Source organism: Polaromonas sp., from assembly GCF_043778355.1.
In the GTDB taxonomy this organism is placed as follows: domain Bacteria; phylum Pseudomonadota; class Gammaproteobacteria; order Burkholderiales; family Burkholderiaceae_C; genus Polaromonas.
In genome coordinates this window covers 29,894-43,458 of the sequence record NZ_JAYWHI010000052.1, presented here as the reverse complement: position 1 = coordinate 43,458, position 13,565 = coordinate 29,894, and the positions used below count along the sequence as shown (strand labels likewise).

Genomic DNA, 13,565 nt, shown 5'->3' with positions numbered 1-13,565 from the left:
GCTAACCGCATTCAATGTGCGGCCCGCGCCGCGCGGGCCTAACGGCGTGCGCTGAAGGCCACGGGCATCAGGCCCTGGCTGGAACCGGCCGACACCGCAGTACTGCGGCTGAAGCTGACGCTGTTGTCAGCGAGGGTTGTGCGGCTGGCAGCATCCGGCTCGGACCTGGCCTGAATGAGGCAGTTGTTGAGCTCTACACCACCCAAAGTTTCCATGCACTGAACCACGGCGATCCGCTGGGAAGACAGCAGGGACTCACGCAGCTCGGCCTTTTTCACCTGTCCGCTCGCCACCATCGCAATGCCGACCAGCAGGCCGATCACCAGCATCAGCCCGGCGCCGGCAAAAATGTATTCGCGTGGCACGTTATGGACGGGGGGCAAGTGGCTGGAAAACATGGAAGGCTCCTGGGTGGTGACTGTCTCTATCGTAGGCAGGCGCGCTGCGGCAGCAACCCGGTGCACGGCTTGTGGCGCTGTAGGAGAAAATCGTCTGGCCGCATACGCCTTCCGGCTTAACATCCGGTCATGAAAGTCGAATCTCCCCTGCTGGACGCCAGTCAAACCGCAGCCCGCCTGCCTTACCCTGCGCTGGTCGCAGAAATCGTGCGGCTGCTGGACGACAACTCGGTGAAGGTTCCGGAGCGGCTGGTGCAGCCGCTGGCAGGAGGTGGCAGCCTGTTTGTGATGCCGGCCATGGACAGCCAGGTGGCGATCACCAAGCTGATCACTTTCACCCCCGCCAACGCGGGCACGCCGCGAGCGACCATCCAGGGCGACGTGGTGGTGTTTGACATTGCCAGCGGCGCGCGCCGGCTGGTGCTCCACGGCCCCACCGTCACGGCCAGGCGCACGGCCGCCGTGTCGCTGCTGGCAGCGCAGCGGCTTGCGCCCAGCCCGCGTGGCCCGCTCCTGATCATCGGCGCGGGCGTGCAGGGCCTGGCGCACCTCGAAGCCTTTGCCGAAGGCCTGGGCGTCCCCGAGGTGGTGATCGCCTCGCGCAGCGCCAACAGCGCGCAGGCGCTTGCTGCACACGCGCAGACACTGGGCCTGCGGGCACGCGTCACGCAGGACGCCAACGCCGCGCTGGCCGATTGCCCGCTGGTGGTGACCTGCACACCCGCCAGCGGCGTGGTGCTGACGGCCTTGCCACGCGCAGATGTTTTTGTCAGTGCGGTCGGTGCCTTCACGCCGACCATGGTTGAACTCGGCGTCGGCCTGTGCCAACACATGGCGCAGTCCGGCAGGGTGTTTGTAGACACGGCCGACGCGCTGCACGAAGCCGGCGACCTGCTTCAAGCCGAACTGGACGTGGCCCGCTTTCCCACGCTGGCCGATGTGGTCCGCAGCGACCTGATCCGACCCACGGGTCCGGTGCTGTTCAAAAGCTGCGGCTGGGCCGGCTGGGATCTGGCCGCAGCAAGAACCGCCTTGCGCGCTCTAGTGAAAAATTGAGTCAAGCCAGTCCACACCATTGTGCGAACCCGTGAAAGGCGTCGGCCCACAAGGCCCAGGCTGCCGCAAGAACCAGCAGCCCGCCGGCCGCGCGGGTGCCCCAATCCTTTCGAATCCGGTTACCCCGATCCTGCAGCTTGTCGTACAGCCAGGGCACCAGCATCAGCGACACACTGCTTCCGGCGGCAAACAACGCCATGGATACGGCTCCGGCCAGCGGCCCGCCGCTCAGCGAAGCCACCAGCAAGGCTGAATACAGCAGGCCGCAAGGCATGAAAGCCCACAAGGCGCCCGTGGCAAAGATACCGCCGCGCGCCGAGGCCAGGGGCCGCAGCCGTGACCAGACCGCGCGGCCGGCGTTGGTCGCCCAGACCGGCTGCCGGGCCTGCGCCAGCAACATCAGGCCCCAGAGCAGCACAAGCAGGTGAAACAGCGTCCAGACTGGTCGCAGTGCCGCTGTGTTGGCCGTGAGCCAGGCCAGGCTCTGCACCGCCAGCGCCGCTGCGCCGCCAGCCAGCGAATAACCCACCAGCCTCCCGGCCTGAAAACGCCAGAGCGCGCTTGGGGAAGACGTCGCCCCCTGGCGCGGCCCCAGCCGCGAGATCCCGGCGCAGGCTGCACCGCACATCGCCGCACAGTGCGGGCCGCCGGCCAGCCCCATCAGAAGCGCGGTCAGGGCAAGGGATGTGGACATGGATGCAGTGCTTGGGGCACTAGATGATCCGTGAGAAGTTTGTGCGGTGGCGATCAGCCTGCAGGTAGCGGTCAAACACCATGGCTACGGCGCGGACAAAAAACCAGCCCTGAGCGGTCACCTCAATGCCCGACGCGTCAAGCACCACCAGCCCGGCGTCTGCAAGCTCGCGCAACTGGTCCAGTTCGGTCGTGAAATAACTTCTGAAGTCCAGCAGCCAGGCCTGCTCGATCGATTCGAAAATTACCTGGCCCTGGCACATCAACGCCATGATCACGGCCCGGCGCGCCAGATCGTCGCGGTTGAGCGCCAGCCCGCGTACCACCGGCAGGCGCCCCTGGTCCAGGTGATCGCAATACTCGTCCATGGTCTTGGCGTTCTGGCTGTAGCTTGCGCCTATGCGCCCTATCGCTGACACACCGAGCCCGATCAGGTCGCAGTCGGGCTGGGTGCTGTAACCCTGGAAGTTGCGGTGTAACCGGCCCTGGCGCTTGGCCACGGCCAGCGCATCGCCGGGCAGCGCGAAATGGTCCATGCCGATGTAGACGTAACCCGCATCCCCAAAAGCTTCCAGCGACTGCGCCAGCATGGCCAGCTTGGCCGCAGCGCCCGGCAGGTCGGCCGGATGAATGCGCCGCTGCGGTTTGAAACGCTCGGGCAAATGGGCATAGGCATACAGCGCAATCCGGTCGGGTCGCAATTGCAGCACCTGCGCCAGCGTGCGCGCAAAGGATTCCGGCGTCTGCAGCGGGAGACCGTAAATCAGGTCGACATTGATGGAGTCGAAGGCCAGTTCGCGCGCCAGCGCCATCAATTCCTTGACCTGCGCAAAGGGTTGGATGCGGTGTACCGCCTTCTGCACCTCCGGGTCAAAATCCTGCACACCAAAACTCAGGCGATTGAAACCCAGGTCGGACAGGCTGCGCAGCCGCCCGGCGTCCACGGTGCGCGGGTCAACCTCGATGGAATATTCGCCGCCCGCCGCCAGCGTAAAACTGCGCCGCAACATGGCCATGAGTTCGCCGAGCTCATCGTCGCTCAGGAAGGTGGGTGTTCCGCCGCCCAGGTGCAGTTGCGTGACGCTCTGACCCTGCCCCAGCTGCGCCGTGTGCAGACCGATTTCCCGGCCCAGATAACGCAGGTAGCCGGCCGACCGGCTGTGGTGCTTGGTGATGATCTTGTTGCAAGCGCAGTAATAACACAGCGACTCGCAGAACGGGATATGCACGTACAGCGACAGCGGCAGGGTTGCAACGCTAGCCCTGTCCCGTCGCTGCGTCAAAGCCTGTTCATAGTCAACCGCGGTGAAGGCTTCCACAAACCGATCGACCGTCGGGTAGGACGTGTAGCGCGGGCCGGGGACGTCGAATCGTTGCAGCAACCCGGGCAATACGGCGGGCATGGCGGAGGTCATGGCAGGTAGTTCATGGTGATGTCCGACTGTGCAGCGTTGGCGCCCACCCGCGCTTGATGTGGATCAAGCGACGGTCTGCTGCGCGCCGGACAATTTGACACAGGGCCATCGGAGACCTTCCAGGACAGATCCGGACCCCAGACGTGCAAATACGTACGGAAACGAACAGACACCTGACGCCCCGCGCACCTAAGGTGAACGATGGCCAAACCGGCCAAAACCGGCCACCTACCAAGGACTCCCTATGCAAGCTCTCGTCTACAACGGCCCCGGCCGGAAGAACCTTGAAGACCGCCAGAAACCGGTGTTGCAGGCGCCGACAGATGCGGTCATCCAGGCCCACACTCAAAGGAGACAACATGAAAGTCAATGAAGGCGTGCTGGACCGCAGCCTGCGCGTAGTTGCAGGGCTGGTTCTGATTGGCCTGGCAGCCACCGGCACCGTTGGGGCCTGGGGCTATATCGGCGTTGTTCCCCTGGTGACGGGCGCCGTTGGCATGTGCCCCCTCTACAGCCTGTTGGGCATCAATTCCTGCCCCGTCCCGCGACGTTGACGCCACACAGCGGACTGTCACAGGGTATCCAGCGGGACCTTCAGGTACGACACCCCGTTGCTCTCCGCAGGCGGCATCTCGCCGGCGCGGATGTTGATCTGCACCGCCGGCAGGATCAGCACCGGCATCTCCAGTGTGGCGTCGCGCGCGTTGCGCATGGTCACAAAGGCTTCCTCGCCTATGCCGTCATGAACGTGGATGTTGGCAGCCCGCTGCGCGGCCACGCTGCTTTGCCAGGCCGGCGGACGGCCTTCCGGCGGGTAGTCGTGGCACATGAACAAACGGGTGTCGGCTGGCAGATCCAGCAGCTTGCGCATGGAGCGGAACAGGCTGTGCGCGTCGCCACCAGGAAAATCGCAGCGTGCCGTGCCGACGTCGGGCATGAACAAGGTGTCGCCAACAAACACGGCATCGCCGATCCGGTACGCCATGCAGGCCGGCGTATGCCCGGGCACCGACATCGCTTCGACCACCAGCGCGCCGATGGCAAACTTTTCCCCCTCCAGAAGCAGCTTGTCGAACTGGTGGCCGTCGGGTCGGAACGCGGGTTCGAGATGAAAGATGCGCGCGAAGACTTTTTGCACCTTGGTGATGGCCGCAGCTATCGCGATTTTCCCACCCAACTCGCGCCGCAGGTATTGCGCTGCCGACAGATGATCGGCGTGGGCGTGGGTTTCCAGAATCCAGTCCACCCGCAACTTGTTTTCACGGATAAACGCGATCAGTCTGTCGGCCGCGACAGTAAGGGTACGACCTGCTTTGGGATCGTAGTCGAGTACCGGATCGATGATGGCACAGGCGGACCCCTTCTTTTGATAAGCCACATGGCTGATGGTCCAGGTCGCGGGGTCGAAAAAACTTTCTACGCTGGGGTTCATGGCACTTCCTGACAATAATTTCCAATATACATTATATTCATGTACATAATGTTATAAAGTATACTGTTACTTCTTCATACCACCACTCAAAACGGATTTATGCCAGGCGCCACCTCCATGGACATTGACAAATTGCGCAGTTCGGCCGAGCAGGCCGGCAGCCTGCTGAAGGCTCTGGCCAATCCGGCCAGGCTGCTGCTGATGTGCCAGTTGGCGCAAGGGGAGATGCGGGTTGGCGAGCTTGAAGGACTGGTCGGCATCACCCAGCCCACACTGTCGCAGCAGCTTGGCGTGTTGCGAGATGAAGGGCTGGTCAGCACGCGCCGCGAAGGAAAAAGCATTTATTACCGCATCGACAGCCCGCAGGCGCTGGCCGTGATGGCTGTGCTGTACGAACAATTCTGCCCACCCACCGACAGGAAGAAACCATGAACATCGACTGGAACCACTTCACGCCCTGGACCTCCCTGGCCGGCGGCCTCCTGCTGGGCCTGGCCGCAGCCCTCTTCATTCTGGTCAACGGACGCATTCTGGGCATCAGCGGCATCATCGGCGGTCTGCTCCGTCCTCGCAAGAACGACGTTGGCTGGCGCCTGTCGTTTGTACTGGGCATGCTGGTGGCGCCTCTGCTTTACCTGCTGGTTGCCGGCCCGGTTGAGGCGCGGATCAACGCCAGCTGGGGCATGGTCGTGATCGCCGGCTTGCTGGTCGGTATCGGCACCCGTTACGGCTCGGGCTGCACCAGCGGCCACGGCGTCTGCGGCCTGTCACGCCTGTCCCCACGCTCGCTGGCCGCTACGCTGGCCTTCATGGGTGCTGGCTTTGTCACCGTTTTTGTATTGCGCCATGTGCTGGGCGCGTGAACTTCTGAAAGAGACCACCCCATGAAACACCGCATCTCCGAATTTGCAGTCGGTCTGATCTTCGGCATCGGCCTGATTGTCTCGGGCATGACCGACCCCGGCAAAGTGATCGGTTTCCTCGATCTGTTCGGCGCCTGGGATCCTTCGCTGGCGCTGGTCATGGGCGGCGCCATCTTCGTTGGTGTGTTTGCCTTCGCACTGGCCAGAAAACGCAGCACCACCTTTCTGGGCGGTGCTTTGCACCTGCCGGGCGCAGGCGACATCGACCGGCGCCTGATCGGTGGCAGCCTGCTGTTCGGTGCAGGCTGGGGCCTGGCCGGGTTTTGTCCCGGCCCCGCGATCGTGTCGGCGGGAAGCGGCCAGCCCAAAGCCCTTGTTTTTGTGCTGGCCATGCTGGCGGGCATGTGGTTGTTCGAGCGGCTGGGCCAGGGCTCTGGCCGTAGCGGCACCACCTGAACGCGGGGCACACTGCGTCCCCAGCGCGCCGGGCGTGGCCAACTGTGGCCCCGCCAGCCAGGTCGCTCAATGCACACGCGTGCTGAAAGAGCGGTTCAACCCGTCCAGGTCAATGATGCGGATATGCCGCTTGTCGACCTCCAGCAGGCGCTGCTGCTGGAACGCCGAGAAAGTGCGGCTCACGGTTTCCAGCGTCATGCCGAGGTAGCTGCCGATCTCGGCGCGTGTCATGCGCAGATGGAACTCGCTGGCCGAATAACCACGCGCCTTCATGCGCTGCGAGAGATTCAGCAAAAACGCCGCCAGGCGCTCCTCGGCATTCATGCTGCCCAGCAGCACCATCAGACTGTGCTCGCGCACGATCTCGCGGCTCATGAGCCGGCTGACCACATGCTGCATGCCCGAATTGGCGGCAGCCATCTCGGTGAAGTGGGTGTAGGGGATGGAGCAGACCTCGGCGTCTTCCAGCGCGATGGTGCTGCTGGCGTGGGCGCCATGGGCCACGCCATCCAGCCCCATCAGTTCACCCGCCATGTAAAACCCGCCGACCTGCTCACGGCCATCCGCCAGCAGCAGACTGGACTTGAAGGTGCCGCTGCGCACCGCATAGATGAACTTGAAACCGTCACCCGCGCGGTACAGGGTTTGCCCGGCAGCGATCTTGCGCCGCCCGAACATCAGGCTGTCCAGGCGCTCCACATCCCCTCCCGTCATGCCGCAGGGCAAACACAGCTCCCGCAAATGGCATTTGGAACAATGCGTGACCAGGGGCGCGGGCGCGGCGCCGGACTGGCGGGCAGAAATCCGGACGGCGGAAACGCTGGCTTCGAGGGTGGCAGTCAACATGGTTTTTCTCCTGGGCGATCTCGGCTGTCAATACGTATGGGGGAGGGACGCCTGCGTCACGGCGCTGGCGAGCTGGTCGAATTCGGTGCTTTTGTCGAGGAAGGCATGCGCACCTTCATCGAGGTAGCGCCTGCGATAAACCACATCCGAGTGATTGCTGAAAACAACAAAGGCGATGTCGGGCGCGACCCGGCGCACGGCGCGCAGAACCTGCAGGCCGGAGCCACCGTCCAGCTGGACATCGAGCACCACCACGTCTGGATGCGCGGCGAGAATGCCCTCAATGGCGTATTGCGGCGTTTCGGCGTGGCCCACCACCGCCATCGCGGCGCTTTCCAGCAAACCGGCCACGCGCTCGCGCATCAGGGGCGAATCGTCGGCGTGGAACACCTGGAGGGTGTGAAGGACTGTAGGGGGCATGCATCAACTGTCGCCGCATGCGCGCCGCGCCACCATAGGCGGGCGCCGGGGATACGCATCCCGAAGTCCGAGAATTTTCTCGGTGATGGCCGGGTTGTTCTCGGAATTGTCCTAGACGCGTCTGGCGCGGCGCGTCACTACAGGTCGGTCAGACCGTGCCTGAGCGCATAACGGATGAGCTCGCTCTGATTGCCGACGCCGATTTTCTGCATCAGGTTGGCCTTGTGCGTACTCACCGTCTTCACCGACAGGTTGAGCCGCCCGGCGATGTCGGTCACGGTCGCGCCGTCTACCAGCAGCCGGAACACCTCGAACTCGCGGTTGGACAGGCTTTCCTGCGGCGACACCTCGCTGCCAGGCATCGCGCCCAGAGCCAGTTGCTCGGCCACCTCGGTGCTGATGAAAGCGCCGCCGGCCGCGATCTTGCGCAAGGCCTGCTCAAGCTGCGCGGGCGCGCTTTCCTTGGTCAGGTAACCGCTGGCGCCTGACTTGATGGCGCGCACGGCGTATTGCAGCTCCTGGTGCATGCTCAGGACCAGGATGCGCAGTTTTGGTTTTTCCGCATGTACCAGCTTGATCAGCTCCATGCCGCTGCGGCCGGGCATGGACAAGTCCAGCATCAACACGTCAAACGCCAGCTCGCGCACGCGCTGCATGACCTCATTGCCGTCGGCGGCCTCACCGGCCACGTCCATGCCATCAATTGAGCAAACGATGCGCTTGAGGCCTTCGCGGACGATGGCATGGTCGTCGGCAATCACGATGCGAATCAAGCGGTGCCCCCTTTTTCTGCCACCGGGATGCGTACATCGATGCGTGCCCCCTGCCCAGGCTGGCTGTCGATGTGGATGTTTCCCTTGAGCAACTGGGTTCGTTCGCGCAGGCCCATCAGTCCCAGGGAGTACGGTTTGCGCGGTGCGTCCGTCAGGAAGCCCCGTCCGTTGTCGCGCACCTGCAGCACGACGTTGCCAGGGACACGGTCGATGCGGACCTGGACTTCTGATGCGGCCGCGTGTTTGGCCACATTGGCCAACGATTCCTGCACGATGCGGAACACTGCGGTCGCATAGGGTTCATGCAGCACCACGTCCTCGTCCACGGTGAGTGTGCAGGCGACCCCCGTGCGCTGCTCGAAGTTCTGGACCAGCCACTCGATGGCCGGCACCAGACCGAGATCGTCCAGCATCAGGGGCCGCAGGTCGGCGGCGATACGCCGGGTGGCGGCCACCGTCGCGTCGAGCATGCCCAGCATGTCGGCGAGCTTGGCAGCGGCGGCCTGCGCACGCGCGGGAAAGTTGTCACGCACCCAGATGGTGTCCATTTTGAGCGCTGTCAGCGATTGCGCCAGCTCATCATGTAATTCGCGGGCGATGCGGGTTTTTTCACCTTCAAGAATGGCATGTGCTTCAGACGCAAAGGCGCTGAGTTCCTCGCGTGTGCGTGCGCGCTCGGTGACGTCGCGCAAGATCACGGTGAACAGCTTGCCGTCGGCGGTATCGAGCTGGGAGATCGACGCTTCCATCGGAAACTCCTCGCCACCCACACGCTGTCCATACAGCACGGTGCCGTCACCCATGCGCCGCGAGGTGGTGCCGGTGCTGGCAAAACGCCGGATATGCCCCGCATGCCCGCCTCGAAAGCGCTCCGGCATCAGTTTCTCAAGGGGCTCACCCAGGGCCTGGTCGCTGGGCCAGCCGAAAATCTTCTCGGCTGCGCGGTTGTAAAGCACGATGCGCTGCTCTGCGTCTACCGTGATGATGGCGTCCATCGCAGAATCGAGCAGGCCAGCCAGGCGCGCTGCGGCGCCTTCCAGCGCGCGCCCGCTGGAGCGCCGCTGCACCACTTCGCGGCTCGCATGGAAAAAAGCGAACCCGGCCGTGGCAGCCGCCAGGGCCAGCACGGTCAAGGTTGCCGCAGGGGACCGCCAGCCTGTGGCCATGGCCAGGGCCGCGAACAAGGTCAGTGCTGCAACGCCCGCAAGCGCAAACGCAGCCGAGCGCTGCGAAGCAGCCGCATGGTCAGCATGAACAAGGGGGGAATGAGGCACGGCGCTTTCTTCAGGACGGGTGCGCGCATCTTACAGCCAGGGTAGGGGTCGCCGTCTGTGCGAAGGCCCACGCCGCCGACAAGGCGGGAACAACCATGCGCGGGCTGAATTTGGTGTCGGATTGGCATCTGACCCATGTCCGCTGGTCACAAGCCGCTATTATTTGTATAGCAACTGAACCTCGACTGCAGCCGGGACCCAGCAGGCTTCAGCGCTTCGCAGGCCTGTCGACTTCTGCCGGCGGCACTTCCAGAAGGGCTGTCAGGGCGCTGGAAGCCATGCACACCACCCAGAACGCAAAGAAGGCGGTGGTGTAGACCGCCTGGCGCGACCAGCCGGACGGCTGACCGGGAAGGTGGACGTCCTGCGGATCCACCAGAGCAAACACCAGCAGTTCCAGCAGGCAGGCACCCAGAAAGGCGGGCCAGGCGATGGCCATGATTTTGCGGCCTGACATGGCAGTCTCCTTTTATTGTGCGGCCGGCTGGGGACCGCTGGCGGGCGCCGGCGTGGCCGCATGGTTGCGCCCCTGCTGCGCCGGCGCCAGCGACCTGTCCCGGGCCAGGGTCTGGTTGATCTCGATGCCGCGGCGGTAGTAGTCACCGGCCACCACAGGATCGGGTGTGCGTATCGCCAGCCACAAGGTGGCAAAACCCGCCACCACCACGGCAGCGGGGCCGGCGATCACCATCCACACCAGCGGGTAGCGCCACCAGGGATCGCTGCCGGGCGTATCGCCCGATGGGGTTTTTTCAGTCGTCATCATGTCTCCAAGTTAACGCGGCACCAGGAAAGCGGCTTTTTCCGACACCTGCGCACGCCCGTCGGCCGAACGCACGTCGAAGTGGACGGCGTGCGAGCCGGCCGCCGCGCTGCCATAAGGCAGTTGCAGACGCACCACGACCCATCGCGACTGGGCAGCATCGACCTCCACCGGCTCGGCCGGCAACACCACCAGTCCGGGCAGGCCGCTGGCGGACAAGCTGTAACGCTGCGTCTGCTCGGTCGCGTTCATGATCTGCAAACGGTAGACGTTTTCAAGCTGCCCGCCCTCGGCAATACGTGCCAATGAGGCGCGGTCCCGCACCACATCGACCTTGAGCGGGGTGCGCAGCACCAGGCTGGCCAGCAGGCCGATACACAGGATGGCCAGCAAGCCGGTGTAGAGCAGCACCCGCGGCCGCAACACCCGGCGCAGTACCTGCGCCGGCGTCCAGCGCGCGGCCATGCTGTTTTGTGTGGCGTAACGGATCAGACCGCGCGGCGTGGCCATGCGGTCCATCACGGTGTCGCAGGCGTCGATACACAGGCCGCACCCAATACACTCGTACTGAAGACCCTCGCGAATGTCGATGCCCGTCGGGCAGACCTGCACGCACAGGCCGCAGGCAATGCAGTCGCCCAGACCCTGGGCGCGCGGGTCGCTGCCTTTGGCATGCAAGCCGCGCGGTTCACCGCGCGCCGTGTCATAACTGACGATCAGCGTGTCACGGTCGAACATCGCACCCTGGAAACGCGCGTAGGGGCACATGTACTTGCAGACCTGCTCGCGCATGAAACCGGCATTGCCGTAGGTGGCCAAGCCATAGAAAATCACCCAGAAGACCTCCCAGGAACCCATGCCTGTCTGCAGGAATTCCATGCCGAGCTCGCGGATGGGCGAGAAGTAACCCACAAAGGTGAAGCCGGTCCACAGCGCGATGGCCAACCAGACGATGTGCTTGAACCATTTCTTGACCAGCTTTTCAGCCGAGAAGGGCTCGCCATCAAGCCGCATGCGGGCCACGCGATTGCCCTCGATCTTCTGCTCGACCCACATGAACATTTCGGTGTACACCGTCTGCGGGCAGGCATAACCGCACCACAGGCGGCCGGCAACTGCGGTGAACAAAAACAGCGACAGCGCCGACACGACCAGCAAGCCGGTCAGGTAAATCAGGTCCTGCGGGTACAGCACCAGCCCGAAGATGTAAAAGCGCCGTGCGGCCAGGTCAAACAGCACCGACTGGCGCTGACCCCACTCCAGCCAGGGCAGGCCGTAATACACAAGTTGCGTCAGGAACACCATGGCCCAGCGCCAGCGGGCAAACAGGCCGGGGACGGTGCGCGGGTAAATCTTGCGGTGCGCCGCATACAGCGCGCTGCCGCCCTCCTCTGCCGGCACCGCGGTGATGGGGATGATCTTGCGCGGGCGCGGCACGGGGTCGGGCATGGAATCCGTCGGTCGGGGGGTCAACGGGCCGGTAGCGGGCCGGGAGACAGGCTCCAGACATAAGCGGCCAGCACATGAATCTGCGCATCGGTGAGCCGACCTTGTTGCGCAGGCATCTGGTTGGTCTTGCCGGTGTTGATCATGGCAATGATGGCCTCCTGGCCGTAGCCGTGGAGCCAGACCTTGTCGCTCAGGTTGGGCGCTCCCAGCGCCGGATTACCGGCGCCGGCGACACCGTGGCAGGCAGCGCAGGCGCTGAACTTGCTTTTGCCCAGACCGGCGCGCAAGGAGTCATGCGGGCTGCCTGACAGACTCAACACATAGTTGGCGAGGTTCTTGACGTCATCGGGGGTGCCCACGGCAGCGGCCATGGGCGGCATCACCCCAATGCGACCCTTGTGAATGGTTTCGCTGATTTTTTCCGGCGTCCCGCCATACAGCCAGTCGTTGTCGGTCAGGTTCGGAAAACCCTTGCTGCCACGGCCGTCGGAGCCGTGGCACTGCGCGCAATTGTTCAGGAACAAGCGCTGACCAATGGCCATGGCGGCGGAATCGCCCGCCATCTTGTCAGCTGGCATGGCCGTGTAGGCGGCATAAACGGGTTCGAGTTCCCGCGTGGCCGTGGCCATGTCCTTGGCATATTCGCCGTCCGTGCTCCAGCCAAGTTCGCCCTGGTAGCTGCCCAGGCCAGGATAGGCCACCAGGTAGCCGAGACTGAACACAATGGTCAGCACGAACAGACCCATCCACCAGCGCGGCATCGGGTTGTTGGCTTCGCGCAAATCCTCGTCCCAGACATGCCCGGTGGTGTTGTCGGCGCTCGGCGTGGCGCGCACACGCGCGGTCAGCCAGAGCAGCAGTCCGCAAGCCAGGATGCTGGCCAGCGACAGCACGGCCACGTAGTACGACCAGAAGTCATTGAAAAAATCGCTCATGGTGCGTTCTCAATCCTGTTCAAAAGGCAGACGGGCGGCTTCATCGAAGTCCGGCGTATTGCGGCGCGACCAGGCCCAGACGAGGATGCCAATGAAGGTCAGAAACGAGACCAGCGTGGCCGCGATGCGCAAGGTGGTGATGTCCATGTCCAGCTCCTTATTTCAGCGCGAGGCCAAGCGACTGGAGATAGGCGACCAGTGCATCCATCTCGGTCTTGCCCTTGATGTCGGCGGGTGCAGCGGCGATCTGTTCGTCGGTGAAAGGCACGCCTACCTTGCGCAGCGCGCGCATGTGGATGGCAGCCTCAGTGCCGCTGAGCGGCGCTTTCTCCAGCCACGGGTAAGCGGGCATGTTGGACTCAGGCACCAGGTCGCGCGGGCTGACCAGGTGCAGGCGGTGCCACTCGTCACTGTATTTGCCGCCGACACGGTGCAGGTCCGGTCCGGTGCGCTTGCTGCCCCACTGGAACGGATGGTCGTAGACAAACTCGCCGGCAACCGAGTAGTGCCCGTAGCGCAGCGTTTCGGCGCGAAACGGCCGAATCATCTGTGAGTGGCAGTTGTAGCAACCTTCGCGGACATAGATGTCGCGTCCCAGCACCTGCAGCGAGGTCGGCGGCAACATGCCGGTGATCGGCTCGGTGGTCGACTTCTGGAAAAACAGCGGCACGATCTCCACCAGACCGCCGACGGCGATCACCAGCAGGATCAACACGATCATCAGCAGGTTGTTGGTTTCGATCTTCTCGTGGGAGAAGCCGGGCTTTTTGTCGGGAGTATTGGCGCTCATTG

At 63.9% G+C, this 13,565-nt stretch carries 20 protein-coding genes; 6 read left to right on the top strand and 14 right to left on the bottom strand.

What is annotated here, in order from left to right:
• Positions 1-38: 38 nt before the first annotated feature.
• Positions 39-398, bottom strand: coding sequence for a hypothetical protein (locus ACH2CW_RS08610; protein ID WP_395057100.1), 360 nt, complete (start codon positions 396-398; stop codon positions 39-41).
• A gap of 129 nt (positions 399-527) precedes the next feature.
• Here ACH2CW_RS08610 and ACH2CW_RS08605 point away from each other — a divergent pair, with 129 nt between their 5' ends.
• Positions 528-1,454, top strand: coding sequence for a delta(1)-pyrroline-2-carboxylate reductase family protein (locus ACH2CW_RS08605; RefSeq protein ID WP_395057098.1), 927 nt, complete (start codon positions 528-530; stop codon positions 1,452-1,454).
• Between the two features lies 1 nt (position 1,455).
• Here ACH2CW_RS08605 and ACH2CW_RS08600 read toward each other — a convergent pair whose 3' ends face one another.
• Together ACH2CW_RS08600 and hemN are read right to left on the bottom strand one after the other, a co-directional pair.
• Complete coding sequence (locus tag ACH2CW_RS08600; protein WP_395057096.1) at positions 1,456-2,148, bottom strand: sulfite exporter TauE/SafE family protein; 693 nt, start codon at positions 2,146-2,148, stop codon at positions 1,456-1,458.
• A gap of 19 nt (positions 2,149-2,167) precedes the next feature.
• Positions 2,168-3,550, bottom strand: coding sequence for an oxygen-independent coproporphyrinogen III oxidase (gene hemN / locus ACH2CW_RS08595; protein WP_395057145.1), 1,383 nt, complete (start codon positions 3,548-3,550; stop codon positions 2,168-2,170).
• Positions 3,551-3,806: 256 nt separating this feature from the next.
• Between hemN and ACH2CW_RS08590 the strand changes: the two genes are divergently transcribed.
• On the top strand, positions 3,807-3,935 hold the full coding sequence (locus tag ACH2CW_RS08590; protein WP_395057094.1) for a hypothetical protein: 129 nt from the start codon (positions 3,807-3,809) through the stop codon (positions 3,933-3,935).
• Complete coding sequence (locus ACH2CW_RS08585) at positions 3,922-4,116, top strand: DUF2892 domain-containing protein (protein WP_395057092.1); 195 nt, start codon at positions 3,922-3,924, stop codon at positions 4,114-4,116. Before ACH2CW_RS08590 ends, ACH2CW_RS08585 begins: the two co-directional genes overlap by 14 nt.
• A 17-nt stretch (positions 4,117-4,133) precedes the next feature.
• Here ACH2CW_RS08585 and ACH2CW_RS08580 read toward each other — a convergent pair whose 3' ends face one another.
• The gene (locus tag ACH2CW_RS08580) at positions 4,134-4,994 is read right to left on the bottom strand and encodes an MBL fold metallo-hydrolase (RefSeq protein WP_395057090.1); all 861 of its coding nucleotides are present in this window, start codon (positions 4,992-4,994) and stop codon (positions 4,134-4,136) included.
• A 117-nt stretch (positions 4,995-5,111) separates the two neighbouring features.
• Between ACH2CW_RS08580 and ACH2CW_RS08575 the strand changes: the two genes are divergently transcribed.
• From ACH2CW_RS08575 to ACH2CW_RS08565, 3 genes are read left to right on the top strand one after another with little or no spacing between them, the layout of a single operon-like run.
• A complete protein-coding gene (locus ACH2CW_RS08575; RefSeq protein ID WP_395057088.1) occupies positions 5,112-5,426 on the top strand; it encodes an ArsR/SmtB family transcription factor in 315 nt (104 codons plus the stop codon).
• Entirely contained in the window at positions 5,423-5,857 is a 435-nt protein-coding gene (locus ACH2CW_RS08570) for a YeeE/YedE family protein (RefSeq protein WP_395057086.1), read from the top strand. Before ACH2CW_RS08575 ends, ACH2CW_RS08570 begins: the two co-directional genes overlap by 4 nt.
• 21 nt (positions 5,858-5,878) lie before the next feature.
• A complete protein-coding gene (locus ACH2CW_RS08565; protein ID WP_395057084.1) occupies positions 5,879-6,313 on the top strand; it encodes a DUF6691 family protein in 435 nt (144 codons plus the stop codon).
• Positions 6,314-6,379: 66 nt separating this feature from the next.
• Here the strand turns inward: ACH2CW_RS08565 and fnr are convergent, their stop codons facing one another.
• The 10 genes from fnr to ccoO form a co-directional block, all read right to left on the bottom strand.
• Positions 6,380-7,159, bottom strand: coding sequence for a fumarate/nitrate reduction transcriptional regulator Fnr (gene fnr, locus ACH2CW_RS08560; protein ID WP_395057082.1), 780 nt, complete (start codon positions 7,157-7,159; stop codon positions 6,380-6,382).
• A 27-nt stretch (positions 7,160-7,186) separates the two neighbouring features.
• The gene (locus tag ACH2CW_RS08555) at positions 7,187-7,579 is read right to left on the bottom strand and encodes a response regulator transcription factor (RefSeq protein WP_395057080.1); all 393 of its coding nucleotides are present in this window, start codon (positions 7,577-7,579) and stop codon (positions 7,187-7,189) included.
• Positions 7,580-7,716: 137 nt separating this feature from the next.
• Positions 7,717-8,352 carry a response regulator gene (locus tag ACH2CW_RS08550; protein WP_395057078.1) on the bottom strand — a complete coding sequence of 212 codons (636 nt, stop codon included), beginning with the start codon at positions 8,350-8,352 and terminating at the stop codon, positions 7,717-7,719.
• Complete coding sequence (locus ACH2CW_RS08545) at positions 8,349-9,626, bottom strand: PAS domain S-box protein (RefSeq protein WP_395057076.1); 1,278 nt, start codon at positions 9,624-9,626, stop codon at positions 8,349-8,351. Before ACH2CW_RS08545 ends, ACH2CW_RS08550 begins: the two co-directional genes overlap by 4 nt.
• 208 nt (positions 9,627-9,834) lie before the next feature.
• On the bottom strand, positions 9,835-10,083 hold the full coding sequence (locus ACH2CW_RS08540; RefSeq protein ID WP_395057074.1) for a hypothetical protein: 249 nt from the start codon (positions 10,081-10,083) through the stop codon (positions 9,835-9,837).
• Between the two features lie 12 nt (positions 10,084-10,095).
• Positions 10,096-10,389 (bottom strand): FixH family protein, encoded by a 294-nt coding sequence (locus ACH2CW_RS08535; RefSeq protein WP_395057072.1) that lies wholly within the window; start codon positions 10,387-10,389, stop codon positions 10,096-10,098.
• Positions 10,390-10,401: 12 nt separating this feature from the next.
• On the bottom strand, positions 10,402-11,838 hold the full coding sequence (gene ccoG, locus ACH2CW_RS08530) for a cytochrome c oxidase accessory protein CcoG (RefSeq protein WP_395057070.1): 1,437 nt from the start codon (positions 11,836-11,838) through the stop codon (positions 10,402-10,404).
• Positions 11,839-11,858: 20 nt separating this feature from the next.
• Positions 11,859-12,773, bottom strand: coding sequence for a cytochrome-c oxidase, cbb3-type subunit III (gene ccoP, locus ACH2CW_RS08525; RefSeq protein WP_395057068.1), 915 nt, complete (start codon positions 12,771-12,773; stop codon positions 11,859-11,861).
• A 9-nt stretch (positions 12,774-12,782) separates the two neighbouring features.
• A complete protein-coding gene (locus ACH2CW_RS08520) occupies positions 12,783-12,920 on the bottom strand; it encodes a cbb3-type cytochrome oxidase subunit 3 (protein WP_395057066.1) in 138 nt (45 codons plus the stop codon).
• Positions 12,921-12,930: 10 nt separating this feature from the next.
• Positions 12,931-13,563, bottom strand: coding sequence for a cytochrome-c oxidase, cbb3-type subunit II (ccoO, locus tag ACH2CW_RS08515; protein WP_395057064.1), 633 nt, complete (start codon positions 13,561-13,563; stop codon positions 12,931-12,933).
• Positions 13,564-13,565: the final 2 nt, after the last annotated feature.

Coding starts and splice junctions, on each gene's coding strand:
- ACH2CW_RS08610 (WP_395057100.1), bottom strand. CDS start 398: ATGTTTTCCAGCCACTTGCCCCCCGTCCATAACGTGCCACGCGAATAC.
- ACH2CW_RS08605 (WP_395057098.1), top strand. CDS start 528: ATGAAAGTCGAATCTCCCCTGCTGGACGCCAGTCAAACCGCAGCCCGC.
- ACH2CW_RS08600 (WP_395057096.1), bottom strand. CDS start 2,148: ATGTCCACATCCCTTGCCCTGACCGCGCTTCTGATGGGGCTGGCCGGC.
- hemN (WP_395057145.1), bottom strand. CDS start 3,550: ATGCCCGCCGTATTGCCCGGGTTGCTGCAACGATTCGACGTCCCCGGC.
- ACH2CW_RS08590 (WP_395057094.1), top strand. CDS start 3,807: ATGCAAGCTCTCGTCTACAACGGCCCCGGCCGGAAGAACCTTGAAGAC.
- ACH2CW_RS08585 (WP_395057092.1), top strand. CDS start 3,922: ATGAAAGTCAATGAAGGCGTGCTGGACCGCAGCCTGCGCGTAGTTGCA.
- ACH2CW_RS08580 (WP_395057090.1), bottom strand. CDS start 4,994: ATGAACCCCAGCGTAGAAAGTTTTTTCGACCCCGCGACCTGGACCATC.
- ACH2CW_RS08575 (WP_395057088.1), top strand. CDS start 5,112: ATGGACATTGACAAATTGCGCAGTTCGGCCGAGCAGGCCGGCAGCCTG.
- ACH2CW_RS08570 (WP_395057086.1), top strand. CDS start 5,423: ATGAACATCGACTGGAACCACTTCACGCCCTGGACCTCCCTGGCCGGC.
- ACH2CW_RS08565 (WP_395057084.1), top strand. CDS start 5,879: ATGAAACACCGCATCTCCGAATTTGCAGTCGGTCTGATCTTCGGCATC.
- fnr (WP_395057082.1), bottom strand. CDS start 7,159: ATGTTGACTGCCACCCTCGAAGCCAGCGTTTCCGCCGTCCGGATTTCT.
- ACH2CW_RS08555 (WP_395057080.1), bottom strand. CDS start 7,579: ATGCCCCCTACAGTCCTTCACACCCTCCAGGTGTTCCACGCCGACGAT.
- ACH2CW_RS08540 (WP_395057074.1), bottom strand. CDS start 10,083: ATGTCAGGCCGCAAAATCATGGCCATCGCCTGGCCCGCCTTTCTGGGT.
- ACH2CW_RS08535 (WP_395057072.1), bottom strand. CDS start 10,389: ATGACGACTGAAAAAACCCCATCGGGCGATACGCCCGGCAGCGATCCC.
- ccoG (WP_395057070.1), bottom strand. CDS start 11,838: ATGCCCGACCCCGTGCCGCGCCCGCGCAAGATCATCCCCATCACCGCG.
- ccoP (WP_395057068.1), bottom strand. CDS start 12,773: ATGAGCGATTTTTTCAATGACTTCTGGTCGTACTACGTGGCCGTGCTG.
- ACH2CW_RS08520 (WP_395057066.1), bottom strand. CDS start 12,920: ATGGACATCACCACCTTGCGCATCGCGGCCACGCTGGTCTCGTTTCTG.
- ccoO (WP_395057064.1), bottom strand. CDS start 13,563: ATGAGCGCCAATACTCCCGACAAAAAGCCCGGCTTCTCCCACGAGAAG.